We start from the raw sequence: 16632 nt of genomic DNA on the forward strand, positions 1-16632 counted from the left end.
ACTATCGCCATGATGGGCCGATTACCGAAAATGCGGCGCATCGCGCCTATCCGGGAAGCTACGCGCTGTCCAAGGTCCTCGAAGAGGTGATGCTCGAGCAGTTTGGCATCCAGTACGGCATCAACGGCTGCTGCCTGCGTGCGCCCTGGATCATGGAGAAGGACGACTTCAAGTTCACGCTTTCTTTTGGCGAGGATGTCTTCGGTGGACCCGACTGGAAGACGCTTGTCCGGCCGGCCGACGCTGAACGTTACGCCCGCGAAGGCACGGTGCCGTTGCTGCATGACGCGGACGGGCGGCCATTGAAACGCAATTTCGTGCATGTCGACGATCTGGTCTCGGCGATACTGGCCGCGCTCGACAATCCTCGCGCCAAAGGGCAGCTCTTCAACATCTGCATGGACCGCCCCGTGGATTATGGGGAAGTCGCCGCTTACCTCGCTCGCACGCGAGGGCTCGGCTCCGTCGACATAGCGAGCCAGTTCCACTCGAACTGGATGGACAACAGCAAGGCCAAATACCTGCTGGACTGGAGCCCCGTCTACGATCTGGAAAAGCTTATCGACTCGGCCTGGGAATACGAGCGATCAAAGGAGGAGCCTCGTATCGTCTGGTACCCGGGTTGATCACGTGGCGGGCAGTGGTGTCCGTCTTTTTCAAAGGGAGGAAGCTATGAGGAAGGCATTATTGCTTACAGCTGCTGCTGTACTCGCGCTCACGGCCGGACAGGCCTTGGCCGCGAAAAAGCAGCTCGTCATCGTCGTCAAGGGCCTCGACAATCCATTCTTCGAGGCAATCAACCAGGGCTGCCAGAAATGGAATAAGGAAAACGCATCCTCGGACTATGAATGCTTCTACACCGGTCCGGCATCGACCTCCGATGAAGCCGGAGAGGCGCAGATCGTCCAGGATATGCTGGGCAAGGCCGATACCGCCGCGATCGCCATCTCGCCGTCGAACGCCAAACTTATCGCCCAGACGCTCAAGACAGCCAATCCGAGCGTTCCGGTGATGACGCTTGATGCCGATCTCGCGGCAGAGGATGCCGCTTTGCGCAAGACCTATCTCGGCACGGACAACTACCTGATGGGTGCGCGGATCGGCGAATACATCAAGAAGGCCAAGCCGAACGGCGGCAAGATCTGCACCATCGAAGGCAATCCGGGAGCCGACAACATTCTGCGCCGCGCGCAAGGCATGCGCGACACGCTCAGCGGGCAGAAGGGACTCGCCGCATTGAAGGGCGAAGGCGGCTGGACCGAAGTCGCCGGCTGCCCGGTCTTCACCAATGACAATGGCGCCACGGGTGTCCAGGCGATGACCGACATCCTCGCCGCCAATTCTGACCTCGACGCTTTCGGCATCATGGGCGGCTGGCCGCTGTTTGGCGCACCGCAACCCTATCGCGACTTGTTCAAGCCGATGGCCGACAAGATCGGCAAGAACGAATTCGTGATTGGCGCCGCCGACACAATCGGCGACGAAGTGGCAATTGCCAGGGAAGGCCTCGTAACCGCCCTCGTGGGCCAGCGTCCGTTCGAAATGGGATACAAGGCACCCACCGTGATGATGGACCTGATCGCCGGAAAGCCGGTTGAGGATCCGGTGTTCACCGGGCTCGACGAGTGCACCAAGGACACCGTCGACACCTGCATTCAGAAATAAAGCGTGGTTCGGAGCGCTCAAGCGAGTGGGCGCTCCGCTGCCCCGATCCTTCCATGGGACACAACGCGTCTCGCTGGCCCTTCTTATGGTGGCGGCGGTTTTTAACTGAGTTCCTGCCCAGGGGGTAACAAAGCGCTCCGATGAAGGACAGGAAGCTAGGACGGCCTTCGAGCCTCAGTCATGCGCCCAAGGCAGACAGCGTGAAATACATTTGCGCGGCGCCAGTGTGCATGCCTCCATAGCCGGCAAAAGAGTGCTTCGCATCGTGCGTGGTGACCAGTCGCCGGGGGACCATGCTACCAAACGAGGCGAAGTGGTCGCAAACGTTCAAGGCGAGCCTGTCGGCCATGCGCGAAGCGACAAACATGCGGATGGCTAGGCCGGCTTGCTTTGCGCCCCAAGATCGGTAGCTGAGTAGAGAGCCTAAGCGAACACCGATAGCAGCCGGCCGCGATAACAGTCCGATCATCCCTAACCGGCCGAAGAAACAGAAAGGGGCACCACCGGCCGTGGTGCTCCCTTCGCTTTTGACCATTACGTTGCCGCCAGTCAGCTGGGGGCATGCATTTCCGCCTGTGGCTTGACGTTTTGGTTCATACGAAAGAGGTTTTCCGGATCGTAACGCCGCTTGATCTCCGTCAGGCGCTTGTAGTTGGCGCCATAGGCTGCCTCGACACGATCGCTCTCATCCTCCGGCATGAAGTTGATATAGGCGGTGCCGATCGCATGCTTTTTTGTCGCTTCGAAAAGCGCGCGTGCCCAGCTGATGCAGGCGTCGTCCATCGACTTCTCGCGCCAGCGCGCATGGACGTTCATGACGAAATGCGAGTTGCGCTGGGGGAAAGCCGTTGCCTCGAGCGCGATGCGGCCCGCCGCGCCGCCCACGTGGCCAATGAATATCTCGCATTCCGGCCCCGGGAGGCTGCGGACGGCATCAAGCAGAACTGCGATCGTTGCATCCGAAAGCTCGGCGAAGTCCTGGCTCTTCCAGTAGTTGCGGGCGCCCGGCGCCAACAGCGGATCGAATGCCTGCTGCCAGCCGGCAAACGGCATCGGACTGACGACATCGACGATGGGATTGCCAATGCTACGAAGCCTCGCCGTAGCCTCCTGGCCCGTTTCGATGTCGCCGCAATAGCACATGGCGAGGGCGAGAATTTCCTTGCCGTGCCATTCGGCAGGCAGGAAGGGCAGCGGCGGCGCCTTGCGCATGACAGCCCAGCATGTCAGCTCGTCCGGCGCGGTCTCGAGCGCTTGGCGATATTGTCCGAGCACCGTCTCCGCATCATCGAAGGGATGGATAACCAGACCGGCCAGCACTTCGCCCGGCAGATCGTGAAGCCGGAATTCGAAGGAAGTTACCACGCCGAAATTGCCGCCGCCGCCGCGCAGGGCCCAGAACAGATCCGGCTCCTCGTTCTCGCTTGCACGCACCAGCTTACCGTCGGCGGTCACAACCTCCAGGGAAATAAGATTATCGATCGTAAGACCGAACTTGCGCGTGGCCCAGCCGAAACCGCCGCCAAGCGTCAGACCCGCGATGCCGGTCGTCGAGTTGATGCCGGTCGGCAGAACCATCCCGAAGGCCTGAGTTTCGTTATCGACATCGGCAAGGGTTGCACCCGGCTCGACCCGAAGGCGACGTGTGGCGGGGTCGACTCTTACCGATTTCATCGGCGATAGATCAATCATGAGGCCGCCCTCGCACACTGCGTTCCCAGCAATGTTGTGCCCGCCGCCACGCACCGACAGCAAGAGATTGTTGTCGCGCGCAAACTTCACCGCTCTCATGACGTCGGCTGCCCCGGCACAACGTGCGATAAGGCCGGGCCTCCGGTCGATCATGCTATTCCAGATAGCCCGCGTCTCGTCATAATTGGCGTCCTTATTGGTGATTAAGGTACCGCGCAGCGCCGCCGCAAAGGCATTAAGGGCCGCGTCGTCCACGACCTTCTGGCCCTTTTGCAGGGTCGTAAGATTCAAGCTGTCCATGATTGTCTCCCTCGGCGGGCCCGCCCCATTTACCGCCGGGGCATTTTGCGCTTCGTGCCGGCCTTACGCAAGATAATGCTAATACACAATCCGGACTTGCTCTTCACAAGTTGGGATGATTGCTCTATATGCCACCTCGTAATCCGGTCGCAGCCCACCCGGTCAAAACAAGGGACCAGACAATCATGAAAACCATCGTCATCTGCTCCGGCGGATTGGACTCCGTTTCGCTCGCCCATAAGGTCGCCGCGGAACACCAGCTCATCAGCCTTCTTTCCTTCGACTACGGTCAACGGCACCGAAAGGAGCTCGACTTCGCCGCCGCCTGCGCCAAACGGTTGGGCGTGGCCCACCACATCATTGACATCAGACAGATCGGCAGCCATCTCACGGGGTCAGCGCTGACCGACGACGTCGACGTTCCGGACGGGCATTATGCCGAGGAAACGATGAAGGCGACCGTCGTTCCCAACCGCAACGCCATCATGCTCGCAATCGCCTTCGGACTTGCCGCGGCGCAGAAAGCCGATGCCGTTGCAGTCGCGGTGCATGGCGGCGACCACTTCATCTATCCGGACTGCCGGCCGGGCTTCATCAATGCATTTCAGGAGATGCAGAACCAGGCGCTCGAGGGCTATGCCAGCGTTTCGCTCTACGCGCCTTACGTCACCGTCTCGAAGGCGGACATCGTCACCGACGGTGCAAGGAACGGCACTCCCTTTGCGGAGACGTGGTCGTGCTACAAGGGTGGCGCGCGCCATTGCGGCCGTTGCGGAACCTGCGTGGAACGGCGCGAGGCATTTCATCTTGCCGGTGTTAACGATCCGACCGACTACGAGGATCCGGACTTCTGGGTGGCTGCAACGGCCGGCTTCTCCGCCGAGGAGGTGAAATGATGTTCCGTATCACCAAGGAGTTTCATTTCTCGGCCTCGCACCAGCTAACCGGCCTTCCCGCCGAGCACCAGTGCGCGCGCCTTCACGGCCACAATTACATCGTCGTCGTGGAGCTTGCGGCCGCCGAACTCGAAGAGAACGGCTTCGTTCGCGATTATCATGAGCTTGCCCCTCTGAAGCAGTATATCGACGAGCGGTTCGATCATCGGCATCTCAACGAGGTCTTCGGTCATGACCGCGTGACCTCCGAATATCTCGCCAAGCACTTTTACGACTGGTGCAAGGCGCGCCTGCCGGAAACCTCGGCCGTCCGGGTCAGCGAAACGCCGAAGACCTGGGCGGAGTACCGGCCATGAACGAGCCTCGCGAGACGCAGATCCGCGTCAGCGAAATCTTCGGGCCGACGATCCAGGGAGAAGGTATCCTGATCGGCCTTCCGACCGTATTCGTCAGGACCGGCGGATGCGATTACCGCTGTTCGTGGTGCGACACGCTGCACGCCGTCGATAGCGAATATCGCGATCAATGGCTTCCGATGTCGGTTCACGACATCTGGCGGGAGGTTTCGCGGCTTTCTGGTAATCGCCCGCTGACGGTGTCGTTGTCGGGCGGCAACCCGGCGATCCAGCCGCTCGGACCGCTGATCGCACGCGGCCATCAGGAGAGCTATCAGTTCGCGCTGGAGACGCAAGGCAGTATCGCCAAGGATTGGTTTGCCGATCTCGATGTGCTGGTGCTGAGCCCGAAGCCACCCTCAAGCGGGATGAACACGGATTGGCGTGCTTTCGATGACTGTCTGCGGGCGGCTGGAGCGAAGCCGCAGATCGCCTTGAAGATCGTGGTCTTTGACGAGCGCGACTATCTCTATGCGCGCTCTGCCGCGGCGCGCTATCCCAGCCTTCCGGTCTACCTTCAACCCGGCAACCACACGCCTCCGCCGCCCGAAGACGACGAGGCAGTGGTCGATATCGACGGTATCATGGACCGGATGCTCTGGCTCGTGAACAAAGTGACGGAAGATCGCTGGTTCGAAGCTCGCGTCTTGCCGCAACTGCACGTGCTGTTGTGGGGCAACAAGCGGGGCGTCTGACAATCGAGTGTCCCGGCCGTGTCTGCGGCCGAGACTGATGGAGGGTGCCGATATGCTCGCGGGCGACTTCGCTTAGCGGAACCGTGGCTGTTTCGGCGGAGCATTCGCCCGGATCTCGTGAAGCGGCGCATGTTTGCCAAGGAGCCTGAGCAGCTTGCGCTCCTCCGCAGGGTCCACGGCCAGCTTCTTGCAGTGATCGGCAACATCGTGGTCGTGGGGACCAGGAACGTGTACCTGTCTGTTGTTCATGTTCTTCATGGCTCTTCCTCCTTTGCCGAAGATAACGCATGACGAACCCTGATCGTTCGGAGCGATACGACTTGATTGGATAACCCCGTGCGCTTGCGCCCATCTTCAGACAAGAATGGTCATTTTCGCAGAAAACAGCGCTTGCCGTTATATAGCTGTTTGATGCTCGGCTTCCCCGAAAGAAGGTATTGCCTCGTGTTTGCGCTTCTTGGCCAAAAGACAGCGCGACCGAGCCTCTCCCCTCACCGCACGACAGGCGCCTCATAGCGCGAGGTTTCCACCGTTATCCGGTTTAGAGGCTATGGTATCCCTCACCCGTCTGTCTGTTACACCGACCCTCATATCTCCGGTCTAGCGGCACCGCAGGACACACAGCGAGAGCGTAGAGATCTGCTTGTCGAATTTTTAATGGCCTGTTATTGCTCGTTCTTCTCCAGATAACGGAAATTATCTGCACTTTCATTTCAATCACCATACGCCGAGGTAGAGCTACCGGATTTTGACGTACGAGCGGCCGGTCGGTGACGTGTTTCCTTTGCACCGGCCAAAGCCATCAACATTGGCTTTATCGCAAACTCTCCACGTTGTGCTCGCTTTGTGAGATACCGTAGATAACCGCCTGCGGAATTGATCTCCCCTGCCCTCTCGAAGATGCATGCGAGCACAGTCGCTGCGTTCTGCGGGCCCATGACGCGGCAAGCGTCCTTGTAGGCAGATGGACTGATCTGCAGCATTGAACTCACCATTGTTCCGGCGGCAATGAGGTCTTGCCACGTCTTGATCGTGCCCGCCGGGCCGTAACTGCGCACCTCGGGGCACGCTTGGAGGACGAGCGATAGAGGAAGCGGATAGATTGCTGCGGGAGCATCCGTGCTAGGGATGGGGGTTTCGGCGTTCCCGGTTGGGATGTGCACCCGGTCATCGAACGCGACGGCGGAGGAGCGGTTTACTGCCGTAAACTCGGATACCGGTGCTTCATTCGCAGCTTCAGAATCAAGAGGAGATTCAGATTCTGTTATCTGTATGTGCCGCTCATTTTGTGAGTCATTGCCGCTCGGATTTTGAGCTTTAATGAGCATTTCCAGCTGCTTGATGATTTCCTCGCGGAGAGTCTCCAACGTGGCCAAGGCCGACGCGATCAAACGGGTAGATGCGACCCTTGGCAATTGGTCGAGGATCTGATGGAAGCGCTGCTGAGCGCCCAGCCATTCACCGGGAAGCTCCTCGATGAGTGCAGCGTTGATGAGTTTGGAGATGTCGCGGCGGCAGAGCGTGAGGCGTTCCTTGAGAGTCTGCATATAAAGGCGATCGGCGGCGACCTTTGCGGCAAGCTGCTCGATTTCCGTTGCGCGGACCAACAGAGGCGCTAGCGAGAAACCGTAGGCGTCATTGATTTCGCCCTGGCGGTTCTTGCGCGCGTAACGCTTTCCATTGGGGCTGTCCTTGCGGATGATGAGACCGGTGGTGACGAGTGCGGCCATATGCCGGCGGATCGTCTGCTCGGCCATTCCGTGGCATCGGAGCGACAGCTGCGCATTGGAAGGAAATACGACAAGGCTGTTATCAGCCGAAAGTTCGCTCTTCGGATAGAAGCTGAGCAGTGCGTTCAAAACGGTCAGAGCTCTGTCCGAGATTTCGAGCAGAGGCTTTGCTTCGCACAGGGCGCGATAGATTTTCCACTTGTCGACCGAGGCACTTGCCCCGACGTCCCGGCTTGTCACCTGGCTTGTGAGCATGCCAAGTGTCATCGGCCGCCGCCCAAAGGGCGTCGTCACACTTCCGCTTTCCATTTTCTTCGCCTTCTTCAAGGCAAAAGGTATCAGCTCACCGAAAATAGGTGCCGGAGACTCTTGACTATGTTGTGCGGAAATGTGATTCTCTGGGTGTCTAGATCAGAGAGGGCTTCCGCGGCGGCAACGTTTCGGGGGCCTTTTCTTTTGCTATTGATCTCCGTTCTTTCGTGAATCTTTGCTCGTCTCGAACGCCTCGTAGAGACGATCCAGATTGTCCGCGATGTAGGCGCCGAAGGCTGATGCCTCCCTCGCCTTGAGCGCGATAGTGAACTGCTTTCCGTCGTCCTTGATCTTCGCCTTCACGGAGCCATCCTTGCGGTGCCATTGGCTGATGGCAGATGCTGGTGTTACGCTTTGTGCGGGCGACGATGGCGTCCTGCTGAGAAAGGCAACAAGCATGTCGAAGCGTGCGTCCGGTTCTGCGGCCTCGAATTCCGGCGTTTCGACAAACAGCCTTGCTCGCTCCGGAGCGTTTTCCTCTTCGAATTTCACCGAAAGATCGTGCCAGCGGTCGCGGCCGGTTGCGCGGGCGGCGCCGATTGCCGAAAGAACCTCGGTCGGGATGCGTCGCGTAACCGAGAGCATCTTGGAGACCGTGGTCTTATCGGCGCTGAGCGCGGCCATAATGGTTTCCCGATCGAAACCGAGCGTGTCGAGTTTGTCTGCAAACATCGTACGCTCGATAAACGAGAGGTCCGCGCGCGCGGAATTCTCCTGGCCCTGAGCAATGACGTGGTCGCGGTCGGCGAGCTTCTTGACGACGGCGCGAACCGGCCGGCCCAGTTCTTTTGCGGCGCGTGCGCGGCGATGGCCGAATGCGATCTGATATTTCCCATCCTTCTCAGGGTGGGGTCGGACGAGAATCGGCGAATCCTGGCCACGCAGGCGTATGGCTTCCACCAGTTCGCGAAACTGTTCGTCGTTATGCGCGAGGCGATCGCTGACGAAGGAATCTTCGATGAGCGCGGTGTCGAGATCTATGACAGTTTCGCCGTGGGCGAGCTTGTCTTCGATGTCGCGTGCGGCATCGGCTCTCGCGGCGAGGGCGTCGATACTGCGGGTAACGGCACCCAGCGCGCCGATACCCTTGTAGGTGATCTGCTGCCTCTCTGCGTCGCTGCTGGGTTCGTGGTTTACGGCCGTAAACGTCTTGGAATCGTCCATGAGGCCCGAGAGAATATTCTTACGCGCCATTTGGTTTCCTCCGGACGGTCAAGCGGTTTACCGCGGTAAATCGGGGATAGTTCATTTGCGTCCCCATGCCTTGTGTATGAGCTCAGCAACCTCGCCATTCACCGCACTCATGGCCTCCATCGCGCGGTCATAGGTGGCACGGGTAAACTGGTTGCGCTCCACCTCATACAGGGTCTGGTTCGTCATCGCCGCATCCGAAATCGCCACGCTTCGAAGCATGGGATTGGTGAGCACGTGATTGCGGAACATGGAGCGCATGAAGGCAACCATCTGGGTCTGCGGGCCATCCTGCGGGTCGTAGCGGGTCACGAGATAACGAAGCCAGTCGAGATTCATGTTGCCGCCGGCGCCCTTCAGCGTGTTCAGCACTTCGCCCAACATTTGCAGGAACTGGCACATCGACATCACGTCGAGCATCTGCGGATGCACGGTGATGAGCACGGCGGTCGCGCCGCAGATTGCGCTCATCGTCAGGAAGCCAAGCTGGGGAGGGCAGTCGATGACGACGACATCATAGTCGTCGGCGACTGAGGACAGCGCCTCATCCAGGCGGGCAAAGAAGATGCGGCCGTAATCGCTGGTCTTGCCCTGTGCAAGAACGCGCGGTGTATCGTGCTCGAACTCCATCAGTTCGAGATTGCCGGGTACGAGGTCGAGATTGGGGAAATTGGTCTTGCGGATGATTTCCTTCAGCGGCCGCCGCTGGTCGTCGTAACGGATTGCCGCATAAAGCGTCTCGTTCTCGTCGACATCGAATTCCGGCTGGAAGCCGTGGATTGCCGAAAGCGAGGCTTGCGGGTCGAGGTCGACCGCAAGAACACGATGGCCGGTGAGCGCCAGATGCTGGGCGAGGTGGGCCGCACTGGTGGTCTTTCCGCTGCCGCCTTTGAAGTTCACCACGGCAATGACCTGCAGATGTTCGTTGCCCTTGCGGTGCGGAACGTAGCGGGTGCTGCCCCGGGCGTTCTGATCCAGGAACAACCGCATCTCGTCCATCTGCGCAGCAGTGTAGGATCTGCGGCCGGATGGCGTCACCTGGGGGAGGGGACCCTTGCTTTCGAGGGAGAGGTTGCGGAGATAGCCGCTCGTGACGCCGAGAAAGCGGGCAGCCTCCGCAAGCTGAAATTCGCGCAGGCCCTTCATGGCCCGGGGCGGAAACATTTCCAATCGATGCTGCTTCAGCTTGTCTGACAGTTCCTGAGCCTGGCCGATGATCAGCTGATCGACGTCAGAAATTGCTTTATCAATTGTGGGTGCCATGTTCATGGAAATCTCGAAAATGCGATTTAAACAGCGCGCAGGCTATGAAAGCGCATTTAGACGCCGATTCTCATTTTCTTGCAAGGCAATTAGGGTTAACAAGGAGTTAACGCTTTTCGTTGAGAGGCGCCCGAGGGCATTCTTGGCGTCATTGCCAGTTTCAGGAGTGTCTGGAGTCCGAGTATGAGCTGCGGAACCTAAGGGCGGGTTTTCTTCCGTAATGCCGCGAAGATTAACCATATCAGCGCATTAGCGGAGTGCCGCGGCGACTCCAAACCGGTCCGAATCGGATTCGGTAGGCACCGTTGATCTTACTCTACACCCCGTCGAAGTCCATCCATTAGCAGGCGAACAAGGCGCCGGGAACGTTCCCGCCATTCCGGGGAGTCGGGAATGGAGTAGATGCTGGAGAGCGCGTGGAGCAGATCGGTGCTGTTGACATCGCTCCGGATCAACCCCTTGGCGGCGGCGCTGTCGACCAGCTGCCGAAAGGCGCCGGAGATGAGCCCGGCGCTTTCGGCGAAAAGCTCGGAGTTGGAATTGAGCAGAACACGCAGGCTTTGCGCCATGCCGCGCTTTGCGGCAATGTAGCTGACGAAGCGGTTCATCCATTCTTCGAGCGCAACGTCGGCAGGATGTTCGGCCAGAAGTTCGCTTGCAGCTGTCGCGAGATTCTCAAGCTCCCGCCGATAGACGACCTCAACCAGATGCTCGCGGGTGGGAAAATGCCGGTAAAGCGTACCGATGCCAACGCCGGCGCGTCTGGCGATCTCCTCCAGCGAACCTTCGACGCCGTGATCGGCGAAGACGACGGCTGCAACGGCGATCAGCTTGTCGCGGTTGCGCAGCGCATCGGCTCGCATACGCCTTTCGGGCTTTGCGTCGTCTTCGCCTACTTCCTTTCCACCCAAAAGCCTCTCCTGCAGATAAGGGCTTGACGCTGCCGCGCATGCCGCTAGTTTATTCGGAGGCGCCTCCGTTTAACTGGAGTGCCGTGCACTTGTTATCGCAGAAAGAGGCGAAATGTCATGTCTCGATTGCACAAGGCGCCGTAGGTGAACACGAACGCCGCAGCGTGTGGGGCCAGTCTTAGCTTTCGCAGGAGCTCCCCACTCAAGAGCGGCAACTTTTGATGACGATGCAATCCCTCCGGCGAGCCAGGAGAATACCATGACCCGGACAATCAATCTCAAGCTTGATATCAACGGCAAGTCTCACGAGTTAGCCGTCGAACCCCGTGTAACGCTACTCGATGCACTGCGTGAACATCTTGGGCTGACCGGCACAAAGAAGGGCTGCGATCAGGGCCAGTGCGGCGCCTGCACCTGTCATGTCGATGGCAAGCGGGTCCTTTCCTGCCTGACGCTTGCCGCGCAGGTCGAGGGCCGAGAGGTCACGACGATCGAAGGTCTTGCGGGCGAAAACGGTAACCTGCATCCGGTCCAGGCGGCCTTCATCGAACACGACGCCTTCCAGTGCGGCTATTGCACCCCGGGGCAGATTATGTCCGCCGTCGCCTGCATCCGCGAGGGTCATGCGGGTTCAGACGCGGAAATCCGCGAATACATGTCCGGCAATCTCTGTCGGTGCGGAGCCTATAACAGCATCGTTGCGGCGGTGCGCGAAGCGGTGGAGATAGCCTGATGAAAGACTTTTCCTATCTCCGTGCGTCCTCGGCCGATCAGGCGAGCGCGGCAGTCGCCCAGTCGGGTGCGATGTTCATCGCCGGCGGCACGACCCTGCTCGACCTCGCCAAATGCGGCGTGAGCAACCCCGAAACGGTCGTCGATATCACGCATCTTGCCGGCCTCGGCGGGATCACCGTGGATGCCGCCGGCGCCACGATCGGGGCGCTCGCCAAAATGAGCGACGTGGCCGACCACAAGGATATCCGCGCCGCTTTCCCGGCGGTGTCGGAGTCGCTGTCGCTTGCCGCATCCGCCCAGCTTCGCAACATGGCGACGATCGGCGGCAATCTTCTGCAGCGGACCCGCTGTTCCTATTTCCGCGAGCCGGGCGTCTTTGCCGCCTGCAACAAACGCAATCCCGATTCCGGCTGCTCGGCGATTGGCGGCGTGACCCGCAACCACGCGGTTCTCGGCACCAGCAAAGCCTGTATTGCGGCCTATCCCGGCGATCTCGCCGTGGCGCTCGTCGCTTTCGACGCAGTGGTCGAGTTGGGTCGTCGCAAGGTTGCTGTCGACGATTTCTTCCTCATACCCGGCGTTACACCGGACGAGGAAACGGCGCTTGAGCGCGGTGAGATCATCACCGCCATTACCATTCCAGCCTCGACTGCCGCTCGGAACTCGACCTATCTCAAAGTTCGCGACCGGCAGTCTTACGAGTTCGCCGCGGCAAGCGCCGCGGTCGGCCTTGAATTCGAGGCGGACGGTAAGACGGTACGTGATATTCGCGTCGGGCTTGGGGGCGTTGCGACAAAACCCTGGCGGGCACGCGCCGTCGAAAAAGAGCTCACCGGGAAGGTTCTCGACACGCAAGGCGTCGAGAGGGCGAGCCGGCTCGCCGTGGACGGCGCCGTCTCCTCTGGAGGCAACCACTACAAGATCGAACTTGCGCCGCGCGTCGTCGCCCGCGCCATCCTGACAATGGCCCAGAATATGGGAGCCCTCGCATGACCATCATGGAACCCCGCAAACGCGGCGACGCCTCCGACGGCATGATCGGCGGCCGTCAATCCCGCTTCGAAGGCGGCCTGAAGGTCACGGGTGCTGCGACCTATGCGCTGGAATATCCGGTCGAAGGACTGACCCATGCCGTCCTCGTTCAGAGCACCATTCCGGCCGGGCGCGTGGTCTCGATCGATGCCTCCGCCGCGCTTGCCGCGCCGGGTGTGCTGATGGTGCTGACGCCGGACGACGATTTTGGCATGACCGTCGCGACCGACTGGTTTGGCAACCGGCCGGAAAACCAGCCCTATATTCCGCTGCCGCGCGAGGTGCGGTTCAACGGCGAGACAATCGCAGCCGTGGTCGCGGAAAGCCGGGAACAGGCCTTCGAGGCCGCGAAGCTGGTGAGCGTCACCTATGAGGAAGCCCCTCATGTCGCGAGCCTCTTCGATCCGAGGGCGGGCGAAGGCACCGTGATGGATCACCTGAGTTCCGACTGGGGCGATGCCGAAGCCGCGCTTGCCACCGCACCCGTCCAGATCGAGGCGGAATACTCCACGCCCCGCGAGTATCACACCGCGATGGAGCCGCACGGATTGACGGTGAAATGGGACGGCGACCAGCTGACGGTCTGGGAGCCCAGCCAATGGTCACACGGCATGGCGCGTACCTATGCGGAATGGTTCAACATCCCCTATGAAAATGTCCGCCTTATCTCCCCCTTCATCGGCGGTGGTTTCGGCTCCAAGGGTGCGGTGCTCGCCTACGGCGCAGTGGCAGCCTTCGCGGCGAGAAAGCTCGGCCGGCCGGTGAAGCTTGCGGTCACCCGCCCGCAGAACTTCACCAGCTATGGCGGGCGCGCCGCGACGCGCCAGACGCTCAGGCTCGGTGCGACGGAGGATGGTATCCTTCAGGCCATCGTCCATCGCGGCGCGAGCGAAACGTCGACTTACGCTGTCTGGCCGGAGCAGACGGGTGCCGCGACGCCGATCCTCTACAAGGTCGAGAATTTCTCGTCGCAGCACCGCGTCGTGCCGGTCAATACCGTGACGCCCGGGGCGCTGCGCGGCCCCGGCAAGAACCCGAGCTCCTTCGGCATCGAAAGCGCCATGGAAGAGCTTGCCTACAAGCTCGGCATGGACCCGCTCGAACTTCGGTTGAAGAACGATGCCGATCACGACTACCAGTCCGGGAAGCCGTGGGCGACCCGCCGGCTCCGCGAAGCCTTGATCGAGGGCGCCGAAGCCTTCGGCTGGTCGAAGCGCAGTCATGCGCCGCGCTCCATGCGTGATGGTAAGACCCTGATCGGCTGGGGCATCGGCTGCGGCACGTTCCCGGTCATCCAGGCGCCGAGCGAGGCAATCATCCGCATTCTCAGGAATGGCCGCGTCGGGGTCGTCAGCGGAGCGATCGACATGGGGCAGGGGACCTATACCATCCTCGCCCAGACCGCGGCCGAGGTCTTCGGCATTCCGGTCGACCAGGTCGAGGTCCATCTCGGCGATTCCCGTCTGCCGGGTTCGGCGATCGCCGGCGGCTCGATGCTGGCGGGTTCCATCGTCGGCGCCGTGCACAAGGCGGCAACCGCCGCCCGTGACGAGCTGATCGGGCTGGCGCTCAGCGACGCAAAGTCGCCGCTGCGCGCGACCGGTGCCAACACGCTGACCTTCAGCGACGGGCGGATTGCCGCACCGCGCGGCGAAGGTCCGTCGCTCACCCTGCCGGAACTGATGGCAGCGCTCGGCCGCGACGAGATCGAAATCCGCCGGAACACGCTGCCGGATGGCGCCACCGCCCAGGAGCATCATCAGGCCTGGACGACGATGGCCAAGGTGCAGGGGCCGACAATGGGCGACTATTCTATGCACAGCTGGTGCGCTCATTTTGCCGAAGTGCGGGTGGATGAGGATTTCGGCACGGTGCGGGTTTCCCGCATGGTTTCGGCCTTCGACTGCGGCCGGCTCTACAATCCGCGGCTGGTGGAAAGCCAGTGGCGCGGCGGCATCATCATGGGCATCGGTCAGGCGCTTCTGGAGGAAGGCCTTGTCGACCTGCGCAACGGCCGCACCGTCAACAACAACATGGGTGATTATCTGGTGCCGACCAATTCGGACGTGCCGGATATCCAGGTGATCTCGGTCGGCGTACCGGATTACAATGCCTCGGCATTGGGCGGCAAGGGCGTCGGCGAAGTCGGCATCGTCGGTGTCGCGCCAGCAATCGCCAACGCTGTCTTTCACGCAACCGGCAAACGAATCCGGGAATTGCCGATCACGCTGGAAAAGCTGATCTGACGGTTGAGCGCGGAAGACTTGCATTCAGGCGTTATCCCTTCTCCGGCTATGGCCGGGGAAGGCTCTCCCGCTCCGGGGCCGAGCCAGGGTGAGATCGTGCGGCGCGCACTCTTACGCTCCGGACGGGCTCGCTACACGGATCAACTGCATAAAAAATGGGCTGGCGTACCGATCCTGCGAAAACAGGCCTGTAATTGACGCGCAGGTTGCGATAAAGGCTGTTTACGCGACCGCCGCCGAAAACTAGCCCCCAGGCTCCGATCGCCAAAATCATCTTATGTAAAGCAATGGCGGCATGGCGTTGAACCGGCCGCAGGAGAAATGCTTATGGCCGTGTTGAGCGAGAATGCGCCCCGTTTCGAGAAGACGACGATGTCGATCCTTGTGGCCGTCAGCTTCTGCCACATGCTGAACGATATCATGCAGTCGCTGCTTGCTTCGCTCTACCCGCTCTTCAAGGCGAACTACGATCTCGACTTCGTCCAGATCGGCCTATTGACGATGACGTTCCAGGTGACGGCTTCGCTGCTGCAGCCGATGGTCGGCATCGTGACCGACCGCTGGCCGATGCCCTATTCGCTGCCGGTCGGCATGGCGAGCACCTTCTGCGGTCTCGTGCTGCTTGGCAATGCCGGAAGCTTCGAACTGCTGCTGGTCGCCGCCAGCCTGATCGGCTTCGGTTCGGCTGTCTTCCATCCGGAATCCTCGCGCGTCGCGCGGCTTGCGTCCGGCGGCCGCCACGGCTTCGCGCAGTCCTTCTTCCAGGTCGGGGGCAATGCCGGACAGGCAATCGGTCCGCTGCTGGCCGCCTTCATCGTGCTGCCGCTCGGCCAGCACAGCGTTTCCTGGCTCGCCGTCATCGCCGTCGTCGGCATGATCGTGCTTGCGCGCGTCGGCAACTGGTACATAAGCCACCGCCGCCAGAACGCCGGCAGGCCGGCCGTCAGCCGCGCCCTGCCGCTGCCGAAGAGCCGGGTCGTCTGGACGCTGCTGATCCTCGTGCTGCTGACTGCGACGAAGAATGTCTACATGGCCAGCATGTCGAGCTACTTCACCTTCTACGTCATCGAGAAGTTCCAGCTGAGCGTCCAGTCGGCGCAGGTCATGCTGTTCCTCTTCCTGGGTTCGGTCGCCGTCGGCACCTTCCTCGGCGGGCCGATCGGCGACAGGTTCGGGGCGCGCTTCGTCATCTGGTTCTCGATCCTCGGCGTCATTCCCTTCGCGTTGCTGCTGCCCTATGCGAATTTCTTTTGGACCTGCGTGCTCAGCGTCGTCATCGGCCTGATCTTCGCCTCCGCCTTCTCGGCGATCGTCGTCTTCGCACAGGAGTTGGTGCCCGGCCGCGTCGGGCTCATTGCCGGCGTGTTCTTCGGCTTCGCCTTCGGCGCGGGCGGCCTCGGCGCTGCCTTCCTCGGCGATTTCGCCGACAGCCACGGCATCGCCTTCGTCTACAAGATCTGCTCGTATCTGCCGCTGCTCGGCCTGTTCACGATCTTCCTGCCGCGCATTCCGAGGTACCGGGTGGCGTGACGCGCCGCCACGCGTGAATTATCCTAAGGCCCTATCGCG

At 60.9% G+C, this 16632-nt stretch carries 15 protein-coding genes and 1 pseudogene; 10 read left to right on the forward strand and 6 right to left on the reverse strand.

Annotated features, from left to right (window positions below):
* The 3 genes and pseudogenes from ACPYOJ_RS16895 to ACPYOJ_RS16905 all read left to right on the forward strand — a co-directional run.
* Nucleotides 1–626: NAD-dependent epimerase/dehydratase family protein (locus ACPYOJ_RS16895; protein ID WP_481417291.1), on the forward strand; the 626-nt coding region annotated here is incomplete at its 5' end.
* A 46-nt stretch (nucleotides 627–672) separates the two neighbouring features.
* Nucleotides 673–1665 (forward strand): substrate-binding domain-containing protein, encoded by a 993-nt coding sequence (locus ACPYOJ_RS16900; protein ID WP_481417292.1) that lies wholly within the window; start codon nucleotides 673–675, stop codon nucleotides 1663–1665.
* Between the two features lie 205 nt (nucleotides 1666–1870).
* A pseudogene (locus tag ACPYOJ_RS16905) lies at nucleotides 1871–2076 on the forward strand (FadR/GntR family transcriptional regulator); the annotation flags it as partial.
* 138 nt (nucleotides 2077–2214) lie between these two features.
* Here the strand turns inward: ACPYOJ_RS16905 and ACPYOJ_RS16910 are convergent.
* Nucleotides 2215–3657, reverse strand: a complete 1443-nt coding sequence (locus ACPYOJ_RS16910; RefSeq protein WP_481417293.1) for an FAD-binding oxidoreductase — start codon at nucleotides 3655–3657, stop codon at nucleotides 2215–2217.
* 185 nt (nucleotides 3658–3842) lie between these two features.
* Here ACPYOJ_RS16910 and queC point away from each other — a divergent pair, with 185 nt between their 5' ends.
* The 3 genes from queC to queE are packed head-to-tail and all read left to right on the forward strand — an operon-like array spanning nucleotide 3843 to nucleotide 5643.
* A complete protein-coding gene (gene queC, locus ACPYOJ_RS16915; protein ID WP_481417294.1) occupies nucleotides 3843–4553 on the forward strand; it encodes a 7-cyano-7-deazaguanine synthase QueC in 711 nt (236 codons plus the stop codon).
* Nucleotides 4553–4909 (forward strand): 6-carboxytetrahydropterin synthase QueD, encoded by a 357-nt coding sequence (gene queD / locus ACPYOJ_RS16920; protein WP_481417295.1) that lies wholly within the window; start codon nucleotides 4553–4555, stop codon nucleotides 4907–4909. The genes queC and queD overlap by 1 nt, the downstream gene beginning before the upstream one ends.
* Entirely contained in the window at nucleotides 4906–5643 is a 738-nt protein-coding gene (queE, locus tag ACPYOJ_RS16925; protein WP_481417296.1) for a 7-carboxy-7-deazaguanine synthase QueE, read from the forward strand. Before queD ends, queE begins: the two co-directional genes overlap by 4 nt.
* Before the next feature lie 72 nt (nucleotides 5644–5715).
* Here queE and ACPYOJ_RS16930 read toward each other — a convergent pair whose 3' ends face one another.
* From ACPYOJ_RS16930 to ACPYOJ_RS16950, 5 genes are all read right to left on the reverse strand, one after another.
* Nucleotides 5716–5901 (reverse strand): hypothetical protein, encoded by a 186-nt coding sequence (locus tag ACPYOJ_RS16930; protein ID WP_481417297.1) that lies wholly within the window; start codon nucleotides 5899–5901, stop codon nucleotides 5716–5718.
* Between the two features lie 455 nt (nucleotides 5902–6356).
* Nucleotides 6357–7682, reverse strand: coding sequence for a plasmid replication protein RepC (gene repC / locus ACPYOJ_RS16935; RefSeq protein ID WP_481417333.1), 1326 nt, complete (start codon nucleotides 7680–7682; stop codon nucleotides 6357–6359).
* A gap of 150 nt (nucleotides 7683–7832) precedes the next feature.
* Nucleotides 7833–8879: a plasmid partitioning protein RepB gene (gene repB / locus ACPYOJ_RS16940; RefSeq protein WP_481417298.1), complete on the reverse strand. Its 1047-nt coding sequence runs from the start codon at nucleotides 8877–8879 to the stop codon at nucleotides 7833–7835.
* 51 nt (nucleotides 8880–8930) lie between these two features.
* Complete coding sequence (gene repA, locus ACPYOJ_RS16945) at nucleotides 8931–10145, reverse strand: plasmid partitioning protein RepA (RefSeq protein WP_481417299.1); 1215 nt, start codon at nucleotides 10143–10145, stop codon at nucleotides 8931–8933.
* Between the two features lie 305 nt (nucleotides 10146–10450).
* Nucleotides 10451–11002, reverse strand: coding sequence for a TetR/AcrR family transcriptional regulator (locus ACPYOJ_RS16950; RefSeq protein ID WP_481417334.1), 552 nt, complete (start codon nucleotides 11000–11002; stop codon nucleotides 10451–10453).
* 307 nt (nucleotides 11003–11309) lie between these two features.
* Between ACPYOJ_RS16950 and ACPYOJ_RS16955 the strand changes: the two genes are divergently transcribed.
* The 4 genes from ACPYOJ_RS16955 to ACPYOJ_RS16970 all read left to right on the forward strand — a co-directional run bounded on the left by ACPYOJ_RS16955 (nucleotide 11310) and on the right by ACPYOJ_RS16970 (nucleotide 16593).
* Nucleotides 11310–11783: a (2Fe-2S)-binding protein gene (locus ACPYOJ_RS16955; RefSeq protein ID WP_481417300.1), complete on the forward strand. Its 474-nt coding sequence runs from the start codon at nucleotides 11310–11312 to the stop codon at nucleotides 11781–11783.
* Nucleotides 11783–12778, forward strand: a complete 996-nt coding sequence (locus ACPYOJ_RS16960; protein WP_481417301.1) for an FAD binding domain-containing protein — start codon at nucleotides 11783–11785, stop codon at nucleotides 12776–12778. The genes ACPYOJ_RS16955 and ACPYOJ_RS16960 overlap by 1 nt, the downstream gene beginning before the upstream one ends.
* Nucleotides 12775–15063 carry a xanthine dehydrogenase family protein molybdopterin-binding subunit gene (locus tag ACPYOJ_RS16965; protein WP_481417302.1) on the forward strand — a complete coding sequence of 763 codons (2289 nt, stop codon included), beginning with the start codon at nucleotides 12775–12777 and terminating at the stop codon, nucleotides 15061–15063. Before ACPYOJ_RS16960 ends, ACPYOJ_RS16965 begins: the two co-directional genes overlap by 4 nt.
* 327 nt (nucleotides 15064–15390) lie before the next feature.
* The gene (locus tag ACPYOJ_RS16970) at nucleotides 15391–16593 is read left to right on the forward strand and encodes an MFS transporter (protein ID WP_481417303.1); all 1203 of its coding nucleotides are present in this window, start codon (nucleotides 15391–15393) and stop codon (nucleotides 16591–16593) included.
* The last annotated feature ends 39 nt before the right edge of the window (nucleotides 16594–16632 follow it).

It is taken from the genome of Rhizobium sp. SVR5-9E (assembly GCF_056755095.1).

Excerpts from the sequence above, each read along its gene's own strand:
- ACPYOJ_RS16955 (WP_481417300.1), top strand. The coding sequence starts at position 11,310 with ATGACCCGGACAATCAATCTCAAGCTTGATATCAACGGCAAGTCTCAC.
- repA (WP_481417299.1), bottom strand. The coding sequence starts at position 10,145 with ATGAACATGGCACCCACAATTGATAAAGCAATTTCTGACGTCGATCAG.
- ACPYOJ_RS16970 (WP_481417303.1), top strand. The coding sequence starts at position 15,391 with ATGGCCGTGTTGAGCGAGAATGCGCCCCGTTTCGAGAAGACGACGATG.
- ACPYOJ_RS16965 (WP_481417302.1), top strand. The coding sequence starts at position 12,775 with ATGACCATCATGGAACCCCGCAAACGCGGCGACGCCTCCGACGGCATG.
- queD (WP_481417295.1), top strand. The coding sequence starts at position 4,553 with ATGTTCCGTATCACCAAGGAGTTTCATTTCTCGGCCTCGCACCAGCTA.
- ACPYOJ_RS16910 (WP_481417293.1), bottom strand. The coding sequence starts at position 3,657 with ATGGACAGCTTGAATCTTACGACCCTGCAAAAGGGCCAGAAGGTCGTG.
- repB (WP_481417298.1), bottom strand. The coding sequence starts at position 8,879 with ATGGCGCGTAAGAATATTCTCTCGGGCCTCATGGACGATTCCAAGACG.
- ACPYOJ_RS16930 (WP_481417297.1), bottom strand. The coding sequence starts at position 5,901 with ATGAAGAACATGAACAACAGACAGGTACACGTTCCTGGTCCCCACGAC.
- repC (WP_481417333.1), bottom strand. The coding sequence starts at position 7,682 with ATGGAAAGCGGAAGTGTGACGACGCCCTTTGGGCGGCGGCCGATGACA.
- ACPYOJ_RS16960 (WP_481417301.1), top strand. The coding sequence starts at position 11,783 with ATGAAAGACTTTTCCTATCTCCGTGCGTCCTCGGCCGATCAGGCGAGC.
- queE (WP_481417296.1), top strand. The coding sequence starts at position 4,906 with ATGAACGAGCCTCGCGAGACGCAGATCCGCGTCAGCGAAATCTTCGGG.
- queC (WP_481417294.1), top strand. The coding sequence starts at position 3,843 with ATGAAAACCATCGTCATCTGCTCCGGCGGATTGGACTCCGTTTCGCTC.
- ACPYOJ_RS16900 (WP_481417292.1), top strand. The coding sequence starts at position 673 with ATGAGGAAGGCATTATTGCTTACAGCTGCTGCTGTACTCGCGCTCACG.
- ACPYOJ_RS16950 (WP_481417334.1), bottom strand. The coding sequence starts at position 11,002 with ATGCGAGCCGATGCGCTGCGCAACCGCGACAAGCTGATCGCCGTTGCA.